An 18,062-nucleotide genomic window follows, 5' to 3' on the forward strand; every position below is an offset into this window, starting at 1 on the left:
TCTCCTCCTTTTTTTATTTAATTTCTTCGTCATACTTTTTAATTACTTTAATTTCTTTATCAATTAATTCTTTTATAGTTATATGCCAAACCTTTTTTTCTAAATCTGCAATCTTTTCAGTTTCTTTAATAAGAATAGGTTTGGTACCAATATATTTATACTCATAATCATAATATGTGCCTGCATTTTCTCTAACATTTGATTTAATTAATTTGCTTTCAGCATCAAATACAGGGGAGGTGATTTTTTCAAGGTCACTATTTTTTATAAATTTTGATGCTTCTTTATCCCATAGCCAATGATAGTATGGTACATTAGGCGCAGCAGGGAGAAATTGCTGTATTCTAATATCCTTATATCCATCAAAATTCATATCTTCAATTATTATACCTAACTGATCACCATCCGGAGTACTTGTAGCATTGAATACTAATTCTTGCAATTTTTCTTTGTTTTCAACCTCATTGTATACTTCAATCTTGCTTGCACTGTATAAAGTATCTTTTTTCTGACCATATACTTTAAATGTGTACTCAGGTAATGATGGATGGATTTTATCCTTTAAAATAATAAATGGTTCTATGGATGATTTAGTAGGGTTTTGAGATGTTTGCTCCGTAGATATACTTTTATTTTCATCTACATGAGCGCTATTAGCAGGTTGAGTTTTAGGTTCTGCTACTTGATTTTGTGGATTTGTGGTTTTACTACACCCTGAACATAATAGCGCAATTAAAACAATTGACAGTCCCGTAGAAATTCTATTATTTATTTTCATTTAGAATCGCTCCTTTGAATTCGGATCAAAACTTACAGAATTCATAATTCCACTTACCCTTTCTATTTACACTTCAATAACCATTCCTGTTTTTAACTCATTTAAATTGTTCATGGTTTTACTTAAATAACTATAAGCTTTTTCACCAGTACAATGGCAAGTATAATATTTATCAACGCTACTGCTAATTAGATCCGCTGAAAGACTATTTAAAAATGCTTTAGAATCTTGATTTTCAATATTCATTCTCATTAAATGAAATCCACCAATTACTGTGTTTAGATCTCTATCTATGAAATCTTTAGTTCTCTCAATTATATTAATAATACCTTTGTGAGCACATCCACAAAATAGACTATTTTTGTTATCTTCATTAATCAATAGGTTTATTTCATGTTCAAAATCATCTTTTTCTATGGATTTGTTACTACATTCTTTTAATAGCCTATCATTACCTTTAGGCTGCAGTTTATTACCTTTAACGTCACCAAATAAAGTAATCTCATCATCTATTATCGTCATCCCATCTACGAACACAAACCTATTATTATTGATTAATTCTTTCTTCAAGCCTATATTAAACTTAATAATCCCAAGCAATTTTACTAGATGATTATCAAATGCGCCTTTGCCCATGTAAATTTTTGCTTTACTATTGAGTTTTAAAAATGTTTCTAGTCCACCGCCATGATCATAATGTCCATGGGATATAACGGCTATGTCTATATCTTCCAGGTTCACACCTAACTTACTAGCATTATAGGCAAAGGATTGATCTGTTCCAGTATCAAATAATATCTTATGATTAGCTGTTTCTATATACAATGATAAACCATGCTTACATTTATATTCTTTTGAGATAGTCCTATTTTCAAACAATGTTATAACTTTCATAAATATCTCCTTTAGATTAAATACTCGGTAAAATATTTGGAGTGTAAAAGGCACTTAGTAACCAGTGTGGGCTATCAAAATTACTTCTCTCTCACCATTATTTATTCTTCAAATATACTGAAATCTAAACTATTAAATCTTTATCCTTCTCCTCTTTCATAACTTTCTTCTTATTTGCTTTAGCCTGTCTTTCTTCATACATATCTTGAACCCAAACACTTACAGGTGCTTTCCATTGTTCACTTTTATTCGGAATATTTTTAATTAGGCTTCTGGGATTCAAACCCATTTCCTTTGCCTGCCTTAATGTTTCAGCATTAAGCTTGCACTTCTTTTTTACGTCTTGCCACTCGGCATCTTTTTTATTGGTAGCCATTTATAATTTCCTCCAGTCATTTGAATTACAATTTGCTTCTTGCAACAACTCTTGCCATTGAACTATCGGCCTTTATTTTTAAAGGAAAGGCCATAACTTCAAAATTTTTATTACCTAATAATTTATCCAGATTGGTTAGATTCTCAATTATGCATATTTTATTTTCCAAAAGGAATTTATGAATTTCAAAAGGATATTTATCTGGTGAAGGCATATCTATACCTACCATCTTAACATTTTTCTTTAATAAGAATTTGCATAAATCCATGTCTAAAAGTGGGTGATCTTCATAATATTCTGGCATACCATAAAGTTTATCAAAGCCTGTATAAAGTAGCACTATACTGTTTTCTTTTATCGATTCTTCATAGACTGATTTCATCTGTATTATAGGTTGATTTCTTACATCTAGGATACAACCCGTAGCTATAAATGAGTCCACAGATAATTCAGATATGTACTTATTGCTTTCAGTTAAATGCATAGGTGAATCTATATGTGTACCTGTATGCATACTAATTTCTAACCTGAAATTATTGTGGCTGTTTATACTTAGATACTTATTTTGAAATAAGTTTGTTGTAATATCTCCTGGATAAATAGGCATGGTATCCTCAATTATATGTGTTAAATCTATTAATTGTTCCATAGTCTCACTCCATTCTATTTTTGTATATAATTCTTTACTTAAACCAATGTAAAATTTCTTTAACAACTTCATGAGGTTTATCCCAATGCAGCATATGACCTGCTCCTTCAATTCTCTTTATCTTTGAACCTGTATTACTCTTAAATTTTTCAACTAGTGTTTCTCTAATTTCATTCATAGATTCTGGCAACGTACTTTGCAACAAATAGATTGAAATTGGTAACCTGTTATAAATAGAATCAGGCGGATAATGATACATTGACTTTACGGTACCTGTTGCAGTACGAGAATTTGCATGGTATTTATATTTACCCTCTTCTACTCGTATTAAGTCCCTTGAGGCTTCTTCTAATAAACAAGACCATCTAACATAGTTAATCTTTTCTACTTCAATATGTTCTTGCAAAGTATCAAAACAGTATTCATCAAAGTCCTTAATATAATAATCTATCTCCTTTTGTAAAGAATCTATCATTCCTGACCTTAATGCATTGTAAGCGTAGAGATCTGTCTTTATATAATATCCACCATCCAGTAGCATAGCCTTAATCACTTTTGATGGGTGAGTAGATATATAATGAAGTGCAATGTCTGCACCCCAAGAATGAGCCAATATATAAAATTTATCTTTTGTTATGTTAGAAACAATTTTGTCAATCCATTTAATCATATTAGGCATCCCATAATCTTCTTCTTTTAAAAATTCAGGCGTTTTCCCATGACCTGGTAAATCTATGGATATAATATGATATTCATTCTCTAATAAATGCCCTAACTCAATAAAACTGAGGCTTGTACTTCCTAAGCCATGGAAACATATAATTATTGGTTTTTGTGCATTTCCCCACTCATGGATTCTTGCCTTGACTCCTTCTTTATTTAAATAAATCTCTTTCATAGTTTTCTCCTTAAAAACAAATTAATTTTTACAACTAAAATAGAAAAAATCATCATCTCTCACTATGACTTCTCTAAATTCATACTTCGCTACAACCTCATATAAAGTATCATCATCAGGAATTGCTTCTCTTCCCAAATTATAACCTATTCTTTTATGATGTTCTTTTACTTCATTTCGAGTTTTTGAATGTATTATTGCAAAAACACCTCCATTTTTCAAATGTTTTTTAGCATTTGAAAACACTATATATAAGTTTTCAAAATGTGGTATGCTATTAAATATTAAAATATAATCAAATTTTTCTTCCAAGTCCATATCTTTATCAAAATCATCACATATAGTTTTTGTCTTAGGATATAGCTGCTGTAATTCTTTTAGCATATTTTCTGATATATCTAATGCTACATAATTGCTTAAGTGCATATTTTTTAAAACTGAATATAACACACCTGTTCCTGAGGCTACATCCAGTACAGAATGTCCTTCCGATATTCCTAATATATTTATAGCTTTATTTATAATGCTACCTTTTTCATCAGATATTTCTTTCCATTTTTCATAGGTATTATTAAAATATTCTTTTTGGTTTTTAATGGTCATAATCATCCTCCTAAGTCAAAGCATCATCTTCAAATTTCCACTGCTTAAAATATAAATCTATGCTTTGTTAATAAACTCTTCAATGTCTTTTTGAATAAGATTTAATGCATTTCTCCAAAAATCTATTGAGTGAACGTCTATATCAATTATCTTTGCAATATCAACAATATTATTTTTACTTGTAGAACTCAAAAAAATATTATATTGCTCTACAAAAGCTTCTCCTTTTTTCATATATTCTGAATAAACACCTTTAGAAAATAAAACCCCAAATGAATATGGGAAATTTAAAAATTCATTGCCAGCCATATAATACCCAGCTTTATTCATCCACATATATGGGTGAATAGTTTCAACATCAATACTATCACCATAAGCTTCTACCATACAACTCAGCATTAATTCATTTAGCTCTTCAACAGACAATTGACCGGATTTTCTTCTTTCAAATAATTTGTTTTCAAATAAATACCTACCATAAAAATCAACAATATAATAACCCACATCTGAAATACTTTTTTCTAAAATTGATAAACCTTCATTGGTTGGCATAATATTAAGTAATGCGTTATTTACTATGGTTTCACAGAAAATTGCAGCTGTTTCTGCAATGGGTGTAGGATAATCCGTATTTAACATCTTTTCATTTCTAAGACAATAACTATGATAAGCATGTCCAATTTCATGAGCGAGCACACCAACATCACTAAAGTTCCCAGTAAAATTAGCCATAATTCTGCTTTCTCTTATTGGAAAAATATCAACGCATCGTCCATAATTCCCTTTCCCAGTTCTTGGCTCAGCATCAATCCATTTATTGTCAAAAACCTTCTTTGCAAAATCAGCAAGTTCTTCACTGAAAGTTTTAAAACTTGAGACAATTAAATCCCTGGTATCTAAATAGGATATTTTTGTATTAGCATCACCCACTGGTGCAAAGATATCATAGAAGGGAAGGCTCACTTTATGTCCTAGAATCTCTGCCTTTTTATGATAATATTCATGAAATATAGGCAAGCGTTCTTTTATAGCTGAAAGCATAGCATTTAAAGTCTCGTAATCCATCCTTGAAACCATGAGGACTTTTTCTAGTGGTGATTTATAACCTCTCATATCATAAATAGTAAGTGCTTCACCACTAATTCCGTTTAAACATGCTGCAGATGCTTGAGATATGCTTTTACATGCGTCAGCCTCTGCATAATAAGCTACCTTTCTTAAAGACTCACTTTTCTCATATGCTATATTTCTCAGCTCTGAAAGCGACACTTTTTTTAATTCACCTTCAATATCTATATCCATTAGTATAGTAGAAGTGAGCTCCATATAAAGTCTTTCCCATGATCTTGAGCCTGTACTCTGCATTTTTGCAATTACTACTTCTACATCTTCACTCAATAAATATTTTGACTGCAAAAGAAGTTCTTTAATATAAAATCGATGTTCTATAAGATATGGAGAAGCGTCTATTAGCTCGTCTATGTTATTAAAATGATTAATCCAATTGTTAAAACTTACAAAAGTCTCTATAACCAATGAATCACTATCCTCCATATCATCTAAAACATCCATTGCTTCTACATTTGAACTATCCACACTTGAAATTAAATATGCATAACAATATAAGCATGAATATAAGCTTTTATATTCGTTATAAAGCTTTAAAAATTCTTCGATTTTAAAGGTAGCGTTGCTCCTATCTTTTAGATTTTTTTCAGCCCATTTGTTTAAATTTGTAATATGTTGATCAAGAAGCTCTACATCACCTTTAAACTTTTCAGAGTTAAAGGAAGTATAAAGTGTATCTAAATCCCATGTTAAATCCATTAATAACCATTTCCAAAAAATATTTAGTTCCCTATTCTCTCAATTTTTCCTAACAATCAAATTAAAGTGTTTAGAAAAATATTCTGTATTATCCATGTTATATTCTGTTTGCTCAATAGGTAAACTTACAAATTCAAAATCAATAAAGTACTTTTTTATATCTTCAATATCTACATAAAAATGTGGAACATCCCTTTCTGTATCATGTTCATCCCTCAAGAGTGTATTATTATCAATTCGCTTATAATTATCAGCTCTTTGATATGACCACGTATCTTTTGAAATCAGAGTAATAAATAGCTCTCCTCCACTTTTTAAAACTCTTTTTATTTCATCAAGCGACTTAATAAATCCATCAGTGTCACTATGATATATGACATTGTAAGCCATTATACAATCAAAGGAATCATTCTTAAATGGCAATTTTAACATGTCACAAATATCTACTGCAATATCTACCTGTTCTTCCGCTGCCCACCTTTTTAAGTGATTAACTCCATATTCGGATAAGTCTAAAGAATTGACTTCAAACCCTTTCTTAGCAAAATAGATAGAGTGTCTGCCCAATCCACAACCCAAATCCAGAAACTTGTTAAAGCTTTTTGATTTCCATGATTCAGATAAATAACATGCCTCTATTGATGGTACTAACCAGTCGTTACTTTTGTTTTTACTCCAGTCCCAGGATTTTGATTTAATCATAATCTTCCTCCTCGTTGAAATCAATAATTTATCTACTCTAAATTTATTTTTTAAATCGTCATAATCCGATTAAACTTACATAAAGATAATAAAGCCTCAAGAGTTAGGATTCCCATCCATTCAACCTTAGAAATTTCCCACTCCTCTAAATATTTATCCCATTGCCATGTTGGTAATATCTTACCCTGTTCTTCAAGCTTATCTATTAAATAATCTAAGTTTTGATCTATAAATTTACGTTGAATTCCCCAAAAGCCCGTAGAATCCATCTCTATAAATTTTAAAGGGGTAGGTACATAATCTACCCATTCAGATTCTTTTATATTAACCAATTGAGAAACAGCCAATTTTAGTACATCTTCAAGTTGGCTAGAAAATTCTTTGTCGAGAGTGTTATACATATGAATATAACAAAATATTTCATGTTCTGATTTAAATTCAGTACGTTCATTCAAATTAGTTATAGCATAACTTATTAGTGAATAAATATCTAAATTATTAAGGTATTCCTTATACTTATAAAGATACCCTATCAATTCAGCACTAGGGTTTCCCCAGGAATAGTCAATAACTGTCATATTTATATCGTTTTTAAATTCCCACCAAGGTGCATGAGGATATTCGTTAACATTACTTGGAACACTATACCAACCTTTTCTATTACTATCAAAAGTAGTCTCAAGATATTCAACAGCTCTAGCTATCATTTTTTGTGCCCTATCATTATTATCTAGCTTACTCAAGTACCTTAAGCCAATGGATGTTGCCATGGGCGAGGACTGTATAAGTTTAAAATCAGGTTCGATGCCGTTACCAAACCCTCCATCTGAATTTTGAAATGTTTCTAATGAATCTAATATATCATCACCACTTGAATCGTTAAAATAATAATTGAATATAGATCTTTCCAGTGGTCTAACTTCTGTATTCATATAGGTATTTAATTGGTTTAAAAGAGTTTTTGGTAGCTTTTTCATATTTAAATCTCCTTTCTTTGAGCTCAAGAATATTTAAATTACCATTTTTGGTTAAATAATAAATCTGGCAACTGCGATATATCTTCTATAATGTAATCATGTCTAATCATTCCAAAGTAACATACATTAAAATACCGATTATTAATATACGCAAAATTTCTCAATAATCCTTCTAAAACAAAACCTGACTTTTCCAACACCTTCCTAGATGCTGTATTAGAATCCAAGGCTAAGGCTTCAATTCTTTCAGTCTTTGTATCTTCAAATAAATACTTCACCAGAGCTTTTGTTATTTCAGTTGCATATCCCTTATTCCAATATTCAGGAAGTAAATTATATCCAACTACCGCTCTGTTATTTTGGTTATTAAATGTTAAAATGCCAGCTTCACCAATATATTTACCTGATTTTTTTAAGAATAAAGCTTGAAAATCCCGCTTATTTTTATCATAGTTTTTCAATAGACTTTCAAGAGAACTTTTTGAATCCTCAATTTTATTTGTAGCTATTTTAGTTGAAAATTTCCACACCAATGGTTCCGATTTAAGCCTGTAAATATTTTCCAAATCATTTTCACAGTAGTTCTTTAGTATAAGTCTTTCGGTTTCTATTTGAATAGTCACTATAATACCCTGCCCCCCATCAATTAGTTAACGTCTTCAATGGCTGAATATCGTAATATTTAATAACTTCATCATTTGAAAATATTTCATCTAACATTTTGATCTAGCTAACATCCTATTTCATTATCTATTAATTTCTGTAATCTTCCAAAGCTTAATTCTTGATCACAACCATTTGCTTTTAAAAATCCTTTCGTTAAATCTTCAACTGTAGATTCAAGCAAAATAAAAAATTGATTCATCGCAAATTCCTTTTTTATATCATCTTCATTTGCTCCAAACACTCCATTTATAAACCCTTCAATCATTTGATCCATACCCCACAATTTTAAATGCAATAATTCATGAACTACTAACTCTTCAAGATTTGTAGATTTCGGGTTATTATTAATTAGCATTACTGCTTTTTTGTCATCGATATCAATTTTTATGTCTCCTGATTTCCTCCATTCTTTATCAACAATTTGTAGTTTTATATCCCAATCCATTAATCTTAAAATAATTTGCCACTTATTTATTAATCCTTCTAATTCACTAACATTTACTGCCATATATAATTCCCCTTTCTTTTTTACAGTTATTTATCAGTCTATTTAAAAATTATACTATATTTATTATCCATTTTATATGAATTTATCTATAATAAACATAAATACTTAATTTTTAACAGTAATCCTCTCTTATTTCATAAAATCAATTATCTTTGTCTCTAATCACAACAGTGATATCCAAAATCAAGGGTTAATTTTAGTGTAATATAAAAAGACCATGAAGTTATTAGCCAATAGCTCTCTTCATAGTCTTTTCATATGATTATTCAAATAAAAATAATATAATGGCAAATCTAATGATATTTAACGTTTAGTGATTGTAAATACCTCAACATCTTTTTTACTGTCATATTAAATCCTCATATCAAAATAATGCTATAGATTTGCATTTAAATAATATTTCAAGATTCAATATAGTTAATGATAAAGAATTTTATTTTTGAACATTGTATAGTTTTCAAAAATATATATTGCTACAATATAAAAAACAGAAAATTCTTTTGGATAATTAGACTTTTTCATTACATATGTAATATTAAATTTTGATAATAAATAACTAGAGCGCCTTAAATGCCAAGGGGATGTAATTACTATTGCAGATGACCAATTCATTCTTCTCATGATATCAATTGAGTTTAGTAAATTTCCATATGTGTTTATTGATTTATTCTCTCTAACTAAACAACTATCTGGAACTCCTAATGATTTTGCAAGTTTAATCATAATATCTGCTTCTATATATTTATTGTAAACGCTTCCACCTGAACAAATAATAAAATTGGCATAGCCTTTATTAAATAATTCAACAGCTTTAAATACTCTTTCTCTCATTATCGGCGATGGCTTCCCATCTGGTGTTCCAGGATAACCTAAGACAATAATCGTATCGAATTTTTTCAGTTCTAATTTAGTTAAGGGTGCTTTATAAAACAACAGAGGAAATAAATTAATTAATGATAATGGTACAAAAGTAAAGCCGAGTATAATTGATGATTTATTACATTTTATTGATAATGCCGCTAATGAGAGAATATAAAACAGTATAATTATGAATATTATTTTTCTATTTTTCACCAAATAAAAACTCCTTTTTATGTTGTCATTAAAATAAAATAATGGAAAATCTAATGATATTTAACGTTTGGTTACTGTAAATACCTCACCACGTATTACTACCCTACCATTATCTGGACACTTCATTTCGAATTTTTTTTCCTTAGTGTTGCCATAATCTAAACTGCCTCCATTTAAAAGAACATATACGCTTGGATAAATATTATTCCATAATTCATGACATATAGGTGGGCAAATATCTTCTACAATATAAGAGTCATTGTTTTTGTGATAGCCAGATCTGCAATCACTTTCCACTATTGTTAGTTTTACTTTAATCATTTTATTAACCTCCATATCAAGCCTTTCTTCAATTTTCATATTAATATACCACCTTGTATAATTTGAATTTCTATCTTTTGTTTAATGATAATTTATTTGCTATTTTGGTATAACCTTAATATAAACAAGAATATAAGTTTTTATATTTATCCTATATAATTCAATGCCTCTTTAATATATGATTCAATTGGCAATGAGCTATCAACGACTAAGTAATCAGTTTTAGTTGGTCGTTTTGATTTATCAATCGCCCCTAAAAATCTACTTTTTTCAGCTGATTCAATTTGACTTATACTTCTTTCTCTTGAGGTTAATCTATTATTAACTATTTCAAAATCTTCCACTCTACATTCTATATATTTGTATTCGGCATTATATTCATGAGCAATGCTAATACCAGTATCTAATGAATCATTATAATAACAAGGTGTATCAATAATTACATTTTTATTAAGTCTTAAGTAATATTTGCACAATGAAAAAACAACATTATAGGATGCATTAGCAACAATATCCGAGGTAACTCCGGATTCTATCATAGATGATTTTATAACATCTCTATCAATAACTACTACATCTATGTATTTTGAAATTTCTTTAGCTAATGTTGATTTTCCTGAGCCAGGAAAGCCAGACATCTGTAGTAAAAACATTGAAATTCCTCCCTTTTTATATTCTATAGGACTATCTCATACAGTACTTCCATTAAAATAAAAGGAGGATTATTGTAGCAACTTTCAAAATCCATTTTTTTTACCCCCTTAAATTCATAATAATACCAGAACCTATTATCACTTTCTGTTTTTAAGATGTACTCAACCCTTTGATAAGCTCTTCAACCAATTTTATAGAATTTAATGCAGCCATTTCTATGTTGATTGCAAATGTTTCTGAAGCGTTTTCATTTGCACCATCTGACACTGAGCGAATAATTATGAAAGGAATATTATTTACATAGCAGGTATGAGCAACACTAGCACTTTCCATGTCAACACATAGCGGATCAAACTTTTCTATTAAACTTTCCCTCTCATTATTCGTAATAAATGCTTCGCCAGTAATAATTCTTCCAACATGGCACTTACTTGTAATTGAGAAAGAGTTAGAAACATTTTCACATAACTTTAGTAGCTCAACATCTGGTCTGAAATATATATCTTCCATCCAGGGATGATATTCTGTTAAAATTTCAGGTGAAACATCATGATATGCAACCTCACTTGAAATAATTATATCACCAATCTCAAGTTGTTTATTTAACGCTCCTGCAACTCCTGTCAATATAATATGCGTAACTTCAAATTTACTAATTAGAAGTTGTGTAGCAATAGCAGCATTAACTTTACATACTCCACAAAGTACTGATACCACCTCAACTCCTGCATAAACTCCTGAATAGAACTTTAACATAGAGGATTCACTAAGTTTTTTATTTGATATTTTATTTATAAACGGCATTATTTCTTTTTCAGTAGGTCCTATTACGCCTATTCTCATTACTTACTCCCCCCTATTTCTCATGAATTCACTTTTAATATTTAACAGCTCGACTTAATCTTGCAATGTGCAGTGAGGCACCATATAGACTCATTATTTAAAACTATACGATTTATAATCACAAATTGGCTTATATCCAATCTTTATATAAATACTATTTGATGTTGGATTTGATAAATATGTAAATAATGAACAAAACTTGTAATCTATATTATTTGTTTACTGAACATTTCAGCTGGCGAACCATCATCAATTTCATATATCTTGCAGGATACAAAATCATTACTTAACAATATTTTCTTTGATCCTATATTATTAGGATCTGTTATTGCTGTAACTCGCTGTATGCTCTTTGTTTCCTCAGCCTTATTTAATAATTCCCTTACAATTTCGCTTCCGTATCCCTTTCCCCAGTACTCAGGGAGGATCATATATTCAACCTCCGCCTCAGTAAGATCATCGCTTATTACAAGTGCACCTGAACCTATAAAAACATTTGTATTCATTTCAAAAACCTTAAAGCTACCAAACCCTTCATTTTTCTTATTATCCTCCAATAAACGTTTGTAGCATTTTTTTGCTTCTTCTAATAGAAATACTCTTCCATAATTCATTACCATTATTTTTTCATTAAAAACTAATTTTAAAAAATATTGAAAATCATCCTCACAAAGAAATTTTTTAAAATATATTCTATTTGCCAATTTTCTACCCCCTCATATAAATAACTTATTGTAAATTATAAATATTTCATGTTATAAGTTTTATCCTTTAAGTTTAAATATTATTTATTATTTGGGAAAGACATTCATTAGATTCTGATTTCGCAATTCTAATTGCAAGCTCTTTCCAAATTGGATTAGCTGTAAATACGCTTTTAAATAAAGAAATTGACTCATCTTTTAAACCACACTTTAATAAGCTCATAGCGTAATAAAATTGGTACTGTATTCTACTATCTTGATTAGGTATTTTATTTACAGCAAAATTAAACTGCTCCATTGATGAAGATATTTTTGTACTATCTAAGATTCCTTCATGAAGCATAATTTGAGAACTATCAATGCAGTTATTAGCTTTTTTTAAGTTAATGAGCCTCCTGAGTTCTTTTAAGGGTTTAGGATTATCATATACTTTAAAATCATAAATATAACCTAACCATGGTTTTTCAATTGGCTCAGATGTGACTATAGTGATTGCTGCAGATTGTGCTCCACGAATATCCCCACCTTCAGATTCGGCAGCCTCCATTGCATTCATAATACAATCAATTAATTCACCATCATAGCTTTCAAATGCATTTCCCATTGCATCCCAAACTGTGTTTTTTAACATCATGTTAGCTTGACATGAATAATATTTACCTGTTCGATGACCTGCTTCTTTAACGCAATTATTTCCTGTATATGCAGAAACGTTACCTTTAGCATCTATAATTCCAACTTGTCTATATTCTGAATCTATATCTCCTTCTATTAAATCTTTCAGTATTTGTTTTGGCAATTTCCCCTCTTTCATCATTTTAATGCCATCAAACCCATAAATAGGATTTGTATATGATTGACTTGCAACTACACCAACACCGGGTTCTGCATAAATAACACGGTTGCATGCAGCAAAATTATGAGTTTGCATTGAAATCCCCAATTGATTTTTGATTGGATCAAATGCAACAATAGAATATGTATTTGTAAACTCAGCATAATTGATTTTATCCATCTATTTCCTCCCGAAAGTTTAGCATTTGCATCAACTCATTAGTCAATTCTATAATAGTATATTATGTTCCCTATAATCGCCATAGAATTGGCCACTTTATAAAAAAAGTCCGAAGTAACTACTTTTTTAATTTCCACCAAATACATTCATCATCTTCCTTATAAATTACCATGCCAATTTTCTGTAACACCTTATGTGATGGTATATTGCTTTTTACTGTATCTGCAATGACACATTTAACATCAGGATTTAAAAATATCCATTGTATAATACCCTTTAACGCCTCCACCATATATCCTTTACGCTTATAGTCATCCTGCATGGCATAGCCAACTAAAACTTCTCCATCTTCGTTAGAGTAGCCCTTTATCATTATCGCCCCGACACTTCGATTTTCCACATTTAAAACTATAATCCAAGTTGTATACCACATATAATTGGTAGGATTATTTTCTACGCCCTCTAACCTTATTTTATAAACAGTTTTTTCCCTGATACCTATGTTTTTGTCAGTAATAGTTAAGCCTAAATTTTTCTCCATTTTATTATAATCATTTATGCAAAGTTCAAGATTATATTTATCTAAGGGTAAGATACTTAACCTTTCTGTGTTAAGTCTTAACATGGTTACATCACCCTCCGCTTTAAATATCAAGTTATAATCTACCAATATAAATTATCATTTATGATTTTCTTAATTTCATCATTAAATATTCAGTTATTCCTTCTCTATATAAACTTGGTATAATAGCAATTTCTATGTATCCAATGATTTCATACAGCATTTTGGCGTCTGGATTAAAATCTGCAACTACTAGAAATAGTTTTGTATAATCTCTAAAACAGATCTCCTCAAAGAATTCTAATAGTTTTTTTCCTATGCCAAGTTTGCGATTTTCTTTTTTGACTGCAATAATGTGAAGATATGGAAATGAATGAAATGCACCCTCTAAAATAAACCATATGAACCCCTTACAATGGTGATTAATATCTAGGGCAACATATATCTCTTCCTTATTAAATCCATCCTCTAATGCCTTTCTAGCACTTGCTTTTTCCGAAAAATATTTGATTCCTAGTTCAGAATTTAATAATGCATCTTCACAATCATTTATATAATCCATGCTCCCTTTTAATATTGTTATTTCCATACAACACCTCTACTCTAATTTTTTTCTTTCTCAAACCAAACTAACGTATCTCCAGCTGATTTCCTGATTATATTGCCATTAATCATCTCATTTCTAAACCGTTGTAGTTCATTGTCAAAATCCTCATTAGAAATTAGGTGTAGCATTGAATGCCCATTTTTATATTAAAATATCATTGCGACTCAATCTTTATATTAGCAGTAGCAAGAATCACTAAGATACCAATTTGAATTGGATAGTCTTTTAATTTATCAAATATATTTTATAAATCTTTCTTAAAAACTTCTGTATTTATTCCAAGTTCATCTTTTGTTTCAAATAAATATTCCCAACCTAGTTTTCTATAATAATCTGCTGTATGCTCTGTTCTCAAATATATATCTTTAAATCCTAATTTCTTTGTAAACAATTCTAATTGATTCATTAGTTCTTTAGCTATTCCTCTACCTCTAAATATTGAATTAACATAAAGTGCACCTAGCCAGGGAGTCAATTGCATTGTCTTCAAATCATTCTCAAATAATGTTATAGTTCCAAGACAAATATTATCTTCAACAGCTATTAAGGTAATAGGAATAGAATCTTTTCTACGATTATGTAATGCTCTGATTACGTAATCTAAGTCTATATCATTTCTGATATTTTGGACAAATTCTTTATATAAGCAACCAGCTACTTCATTAATATATTCCTTATTATCAATTAAATGTACAATTTTCATAGTTAATCCACTCCTTATATGTGATATAGAGTACCTTGCTCCCAGAGGTTCCTGAGAGTTAGAGATAGTTAAACGGTACCTATATATAGATTATAAACCATAAATTTACACATTGCTATATAAAAAGAGCCCTCCGGTAAAGGCGGACGATAAGATTTTGTTATATGGAGTTTTAGACGTAATGCTTAAAGTAATCGTTTAAATTGTAATTTTTGAATAGTAAAATCATCTTTTGTCAAAAGATACTCTTTAAAATTAGTCATTATTTCACCCTTACTCCAATAAGATATCATTTCCTCAACAGGTATCTCAGAAATAGGAACATCGTAACCTTCAGGAATAAAAAGTTGTTCAATTGAAGTACCACATTTCTTACCAGATTGGGTTGCTAATTTTCCTCGATATGATCCAGTGAAAACAACAGATTTTTCATCTGGGTGGCAATATGCTAAACAATCTTGGATAATAATAGTACGATTAGTTTTGCCTTGCATTAAATTAATATAATCATCTACAGAAAACCATTCATTTACAAACTTGATAAAAGGGCCGGGAAATCCATTTAAAGCTTCAATATAAAACCCAGCATCTGTTACTATAACAGGTTGATTTAACTGCTTACTTGCCCAACTAGCCGAATACATGGCTACTTCTTGCACACTTTTACTCTGAATTTCAGGAGTGCTCAAGTTCTTTTGTAAAAGAACAATTTCCGTATTCGTAAATACTTTGGAAGCAACATTAAACTTAATATCATTACTTGTAACATAAATTAAAGTGTTATCCATATTTTATACTCCTTTTTACCTTTTAATTAATCTTAATTTTATTATCTATTCTCCCTAATTAAATTTAGTGAATTTTCTCTTATTTCATTTAGTTCATTACCATTAAACAAACCAGCATTATAAAGGTTAAAAAATTCCTGAGAAACACTTTGATCAAAAATAAGCATATCATCAGTATTTATAGTTACTTTAATCCCATTATCATATAGTTTTCTAATAGGGTGAACTTTATAACTTTCTACCCTACTAAGTAAAATATTACTTGTCGGACATACATTAAGCTGTATTTTATTATCACATAACCATCTCATAACACTCTGAGAATTTGCGGCAGCTATTCCATGCTGTACCTGGTCAAGTTCTAATTCTTCTACAGCCTCTCTAATTAATTCAGCAGTTCCAAATTCACCCACGTGTGCTTTTAAAATTAATCCTTTTTCTTTAGCTTTTCTAAATATTTTTTTAAAAGTAGGAACGGCAAATTCATCTCCATACATGTCAATAGATTTAAAATAATTCTGACCTAAAAACTGATTTAGTTTTTTATTAATTTCATCAATAGGGGTAAATGAGCTCAATGCGATTTCTGGTATGAAAAGAACCTCTGGAGCAAAACTTTGGTGGATTCTTTTCAATGCTTGTACCATATTATCTACAGAGTTGTCATACCAAACTACTTCCCCAATACCGAAACTCATATTAAGTACCTTAACACCATCCATCTTTGCCTGTACAAAGGCTGCTTCTATTAGTTTTTCATAACCTAACGTTCCTTTTATCAAGAGTTTAATATTTTGTCTATACCATTGCTGCATATCATCAAGACCCTTAAAATTAGGTGGCTTTGGTATACTTACACCAGCCCATTCTTCGATGTATCTTTTGTTACCACCTATTGAGCTATGGTTGTGTAAATCACCCTTTGGTATTTTTCTCATTTCACCTAGATTATTACTTTCTAATGCTTTAATAAATTTTTCTTTCATATTACACACCTCAATATTAATTTGTAATAAAAAATAAATTAGCCATAATTTAAAGCTTTTGTGCAAGAAACAGCACACATAGATATTGTCTTACTATAAATCCACCATATCTATTTATAATCTCCCTCACCTTAACCTCAGCTGCTTGTCTATCATTTTCACTAGCACTTAGATACCCATTACATGTTTTCATAAATCCTATGTACTCATCAGCTGTATATCTTTGAGACCATGGGAATCTATATACTATAGCTTCTTTGAAACAACCACTTGATTTTATTTCCTGTGTATGAGACTTAATACGTTCCTCACAAGATGCTTCAGACTGTAAAAGAAACATTCCTGTTTCACTAAGTTCAGCGTCAATTGGCTCATTATAGGTTAGATAGAGATTCCAAAACAATCCAATAAATCCCTTAGATTTTAATGCACTTGCACACTTTAGAAAGCCTATAGGCTTTGGAACCCAATGGAAGGCTTGAGCTGAAATTGCTAAATCAAAATATTCCTTTTTTTCTTTCCAATTTTCTAAACGACATGTACAATATTCGACCTGTCTAGTAGGTCCGAATTTTTTCAATGCTACTGCCGCTAAGTTTTCTCCCGGTTCTATGCAATACATATTAAACCCTTTGTTAACAAATAGTTCTGTTGCTTTCCCACTACCAGCACCTATTTCAAGTATTGTTGAATCAGTTTTAATACCTGTTTCACTAATTATACAGTTTATAAGTTCTTGCGGATAACTAGGTCTAAATTTATCATAATAATCTGATGCTAAATCAAATACTTCACTTTGGTTTTTCGAGAAATCACTATCCTTATTCATATACAAACCACCTTTTTAATATTATAAGTTAATTGTATAAGAAGAATCTTATAATAGCAAAACATTCATATTGAAAAATAAGTTAAATAAATCTTATT

At 29.9% G+C, this 18,062-nt stretch carries 23 protein-coding genes; all 23 read right to left on the reverse strand.

The window, feature by feature from the left end:
• Positions 1 to 13 precede the first annotated feature (13 nt).
• The 23 genes from Ctaglu_RS10955 to Ctaglu_RS11070 all read right to left on the reverse strand — a co-directional run bounded on the left by Ctaglu_RS10955 (position 14) and on the right by Ctaglu_RS11070 (position 17,964).
• A complete protein-coding gene (locus Ctaglu_RS10955; protein ID WP_125001333.1) occupies positions 14 to 778 on the reverse strand; it encodes an XAC2610-related protein in 765 nt (254 codons plus the stop codon).
• A 66-nt stretch (positions 779 to 844) separates the two neighbouring features.
• Positions 845 to 1,672, reverse strand: coding sequence for an MBL fold metallo-hydrolase (locus Ctaglu_RS10960; RefSeq protein WP_125001336.1), 828 nt, complete (start codon positions 1,670 to 1,672; stop codon positions 845 to 847).
• A 124-nt stretch (positions 1,673 to 1,796) separates the two neighbouring features.
• Positions 1,797 to 2,048, reverse strand: a complete 252-nt coding sequence (locus Ctaglu_RS10965) for a hypothetical protein (protein ID WP_125001339.1) — start codon at positions 2,046 to 2,048, stop codon at positions 1,797 to 1,799.
• A gap of 25 nt (positions 2,049 to 2,073) precedes the next feature.
• Positions 2,074 to 2,697, reverse strand: coding sequence for a cyclase family protein (locus Ctaglu_RS10970; RefSeq protein ID WP_125001342.1), 624 nt, complete (start codon positions 2,695 to 2,697; stop codon positions 2,074 to 2,076).
• Between the two features lie 34 nt (positions 2,698 to 2,731).
• Complete coding sequence (locus Ctaglu_RS10975; RefSeq protein WP_125001345.1) at positions 2,732 to 3,595, reverse strand: alpha/beta fold hydrolase; 864 nt, start codon at positions 3,593 to 3,595, stop codon at positions 2,732 to 2,734.
• A 21-nt stretch (positions 3,596 to 3,616) separates the two neighbouring features.
• Entirely contained in the window at positions 3,617 to 4,198 is a 582-nt protein-coding gene (locus Ctaglu_RS10980) for a class I SAM-dependent DNA methyltransferase (RefSeq protein WP_125001348.1), read from the reverse strand.
• A 57-nt stretch (positions 4,199 to 4,255) separates the two neighbouring features.
• Positions 4,256 to 6,025 (reverse strand): M3 family oligoendopeptidase, encoded by a 1,770-nt coding sequence (locus tag Ctaglu_RS10985; protein WP_125001351.1) that lies wholly within the window; start codon positions 6,023 to 6,025, stop codon positions 4,256 to 4,258.
• Positions 6,026 to 6,064: 39 nt separating this feature from the next.
• Positions 6,065 to 6,727 carry a class I SAM-dependent methyltransferase gene (locus tag Ctaglu_RS10990; RefSeq protein WP_125001354.1) on the reverse strand — a complete coding sequence of 221 codons (663 nt, stop codon included), beginning with the start codon at positions 6,725 to 6,727 and terminating at the stop codon, positions 6,065 to 6,067.
• Positions 6,728 to 6,777: 50 nt separating this feature from the next.
• Positions 6,778 to 7,704 (reverse strand): prenyltransferase/squalene oxidase repeat-containing protein, encoded by a 927-nt coding sequence (locus Ctaglu_RS10995; protein ID WP_125001357.1) that lies wholly within the window; start codon positions 7,702 to 7,704, stop codon positions 6,778 to 6,780.
• Between the two features lie 38 nt (positions 7,705 to 7,742).
• Complete coding sequence (locus tag Ctaglu_RS11000; protein ID WP_185732677.1) at positions 7,743 to 8,327, reverse strand: GNAT family N-acetyltransferase; 585 nt, start codon at positions 8,325 to 8,327, stop codon at positions 7,743 to 7,745.
• A gap of 107 nt (positions 8,328 to 8,434) precedes the next feature.
• The gene (locus Ctaglu_RS11005; protein ID WP_125001363.1) at positions 8,435 to 8,878 is read right to left on the reverse strand and encodes a hypothetical protein; all 444 of its coding nucleotides are present in this window, start codon (positions 8,876 to 8,878) and stop codon (positions 8,435 to 8,437) included.
• 417 nt (positions 8,879 to 9,295) lie between these two features.
• On the reverse strand, positions 9,296 to 9,952 hold the full coding sequence (locus Ctaglu_RS11010; RefSeq protein WP_233439754.1) for a YdcF family protein: 657 nt from the start codon (positions 9,950 to 9,952) through the stop codon (positions 9,296 to 9,298).
• A 60-nt stretch (positions 9,953 to 10,012) separates the two neighbouring features.
• Positions 10,013 to 10,312: a TIGR04076 family protein gene (locus tag Ctaglu_RS11015; RefSeq protein ID WP_226175425.1), complete on the reverse strand. Its 300-nt coding sequence runs from the start codon at positions 10,310 to 10,312 to the stop codon at positions 10,013 to 10,015.
• Between the two features lie 107 nt (positions 10,313 to 10,419).
• On the reverse strand, positions 10,420 to 10,926 hold the full coding sequence (locus Ctaglu_RS11020) for a P-loop nucleotide/nucleoside kinase family protein (protein WP_125001366.1): 507 nt from the start codon (positions 10,924 to 10,926) through the stop codon (positions 10,420 to 10,422).
• Between the two features lie 151 nt (positions 10,927 to 11,077).
• Positions 11,078 to 11,770, reverse strand: a complete 693-nt coding sequence (locus Ctaglu_RS11025) for a 5'-methylthioadenosine/adenosylhomocysteine nucleosidase (RefSeq protein WP_125001369.1) — start codon at positions 11,768 to 11,770, stop codon at positions 11,078 to 11,080.
• Positions 11,771 to 11,976: 206 nt separating this feature from the next.
• On the reverse strand, positions 11,977 to 12,474 hold the full coding sequence (locus tag Ctaglu_RS11035; protein WP_125001372.1) for a GNAT family N-acetyltransferase: 498 nt from the start codon (positions 12,472 to 12,474) through the stop codon (positions 11,977 to 11,979).
• 73 nt (positions 12,475 to 12,547) lie between these two features.
• The gene (locus Ctaglu_RS11040) at positions 12,548 to 13,489 is read right to left on the reverse strand and encodes a DUF1028 domain-containing protein (RefSeq protein ID WP_125001375.1); all 942 of its coding nucleotides are present in this window, start codon (positions 13,487 to 13,489) and stop codon (positions 12,548 to 12,550) included.
• Between the two features lie 118 nt (positions 13,490 to 13,607).
• A complete protein-coding gene (locus Ctaglu_RS11045; RefSeq protein WP_125001378.1) occupies positions 13,608 to 14,114 on the reverse strand; it encodes a GNAT family N-acetyltransferase in 507 nt (168 codons plus the stop codon).
• A 58-nt stretch (positions 14,115 to 14,172) separates the two neighbouring features.
• Positions 14,173 to 14,640, reverse strand: a complete 468-nt coding sequence (locus Ctaglu_RS11050; RefSeq protein ID WP_125001381.1) for a GNAT family N-acetyltransferase — start codon at positions 14,638 to 14,640, stop codon at positions 14,173 to 14,175.
• Positions 14,641 to 14,902: 262 nt separating this feature from the next.
• On the reverse strand, positions 14,903 to 15,361 hold the full coding sequence (locus Ctaglu_RS11055; RefSeq protein WP_125001384.1) for a GNAT family N-acetyltransferase: 459 nt from the start codon (positions 15,359 to 15,361) through the stop codon (positions 14,903 to 14,905).
• Positions 15,362 to 15,546: 185 nt separating this feature from the next.
• Positions 15,547 to 16,149, reverse strand: a complete 603-nt coding sequence (locus tag Ctaglu_RS11060; RefSeq protein WP_125001387.1) for a non-canonical purine NTP pyrophosphatase — start codon at positions 16,147 to 16,149, stop codon at positions 15,547 to 15,549.
• 41 nt (positions 16,150 to 16,190) lie between these two features.
• Positions 16,191 to 17,135 carry an amidohydrolase family protein gene (locus tag Ctaglu_RS11065; protein WP_125001391.1) on the reverse strand — a complete coding sequence of 315 codons (945 nt, stop codon included), beginning with the start codon at positions 17,133 to 17,135 and terminating at the stop codon, positions 16,191 to 16,193.
• 49 nt (positions 17,136 to 17,184) lie between these two features.
• A complete protein-coding gene (locus Ctaglu_RS11070) occupies positions 17,185 to 17,964 on the reverse strand; it encodes a class I SAM-dependent methyltransferase (protein ID WP_125001393.1) in 780 nt (259 codons plus the stop codon).
• Positions 17,965 to 18,062 lie beyond the last annotated feature (98 nt).

The organism is Clostridium tagluense (genome assembly GCF_003865095.1).
GTDB lineage: Bacteria > Bacillota > Clostridia > Clostridiales > Clostridiaceae > Clostridium_AD > Clostridium_AD tagluense.

What these genes read in the sequence shown, in the direction of transcription:
- Ctaglu_RS10955 (WP_125001333.1), bottom strand. Translation starts at nt 778, where the DNA reads ATGAAAATAAATAATAGAATTTCTACGGGACTGTCAATTGTTTTAATT.
- Ctaglu_RS10960 (WP_125001336.1), bottom strand. Translation starts at nt 1,672, where the DNA reads ATGAAAGTTATAACATTGTTTGAAAATAGGACTATCTCAAAAGAATAT.
- Ctaglu_RS10965 (WP_125001339.1), bottom strand. Translation starts at nt 2,048, where the DNA reads ATGGCTACCAATAAAAAAGATGCCGAGTGGCAAGACGTAAAAAAGAAG.
- Ctaglu_RS10970 (WP_125001342.1), bottom strand. Translation starts at nt 2,697, where the DNA reads ATGGAACAATTAATAGATTTAACACATATAATTGAGGATACCATGCCT.
- Ctaglu_RS10975 (WP_125001345.1), bottom strand. Translation starts at nt 3,595, where the DNA reads ATGAAAGAGATTTATTTAAATAAAGAAGGAGTCAAGGCAAGAATCCAT.
- Ctaglu_RS10980 (WP_125001348.1), bottom strand. Translation starts at nt 4,198, where the DNA reads ATGACCATTAAAAACCAAAAAGAATATTTTAATAATACCTATGAAAAA.
- Ctaglu_RS10985 (WP_125001351.1), bottom strand. Translation starts at nt 6,025, where the DNA reads ATGGATTTAACATGGGATTTAGATACACTTTATACTTCCTTTAACTCT.
- Ctaglu_RS10990 (WP_125001354.1), bottom strand. Translation starts at nt 6,727, where the DNA reads ATGATTAAATCAAAATCCTGGGACTGGAGTAAAAACAAAAGTAACGAC.
- Ctaglu_RS10995 (WP_125001357.1), bottom strand. Translation starts at nt 7,704, where the DNA reads ATGAAAAAGCTACCAAAAACTCTTTTAAACCAATTAAATACCTATATG.
- Ctaglu_RS11005 (WP_125001363.1), bottom strand. Translation starts at nt 8,878, where the DNA reads ATGGCAGTAAATGTTAGTGAATTAGAAGGATTAATAAATAAGTGGCAA.
- Ctaglu_RS11015 (WP_226175425.1), bottom strand. Translation starts at nt 10,312, where the DNA reads ATGAAAATTGAAGAAAGGCTTGATATGGAGGTTAATAAAATGATTAAA.
- Ctaglu_RS11020 (WP_125001366.1), bottom strand. Translation starts at nt 10,926, where the DNA reads ATGTTTTTACTACAGATGTCTGGCTTTCCTGGCTCAGGAAAATCAACA.
- Ctaglu_RS11025 (WP_125001369.1), bottom strand. Translation starts at nt 11,770, where the DNA reads ATGAGAATAGGCGTAATAGGACCTACTGAAAAAGAAATAATGCCGTTT.
- Ctaglu_RS11040 (WP_125001375.1), bottom strand. Translation starts at nt 13,489, where the DNA reads ATGGATAAAATCAATTATGCTGAGTTTACAAATACATATTCTATTGTT.
- Ctaglu_RS11045 (WP_125001378.1), bottom strand. Translation starts at nt 14,114, where the DNA reads ATGTTAAGACTTAACACAGAAAGGTTAAGTATCTTACCCTTAGATAAA.
- Ctaglu_RS11050 (WP_125001381.1), bottom strand. Translation starts at nt 14,640, where the DNA reads ATGGAAATAACAATATTAAAAGGGAGCATGGATTATATAAATGATTGT.
- Ctaglu_RS11055 (WP_125001384.1), bottom strand. Translation starts at nt 15,361, where the DNA reads ATGAAAATTGTACATTTAATTGATAATAAGGAATATATTAATGAAGTA.
- Ctaglu_RS11060 (WP_125001387.1), bottom strand. Translation starts at nt 16,149, where the DNA reads ATGGATAACACTTTAATTTATGTTACAAGTAATGATATTAAGTTTAAT.
- Ctaglu_RS11065 (WP_125001391.1), bottom strand. Translation starts at nt 17,135, where the DNA reads ATGAAAGAAAAATTTATTAAAGCATTAGAAAGTAATAATCTAGGTGAA.
- Ctaglu_RS11070 (WP_125001393.1), bottom strand. Translation starts at nt 17,964, where the DNA reads ATGAATAAGGATAGTGATTTCTCGAAAAACCAAAGTGAAGTATTTGAT.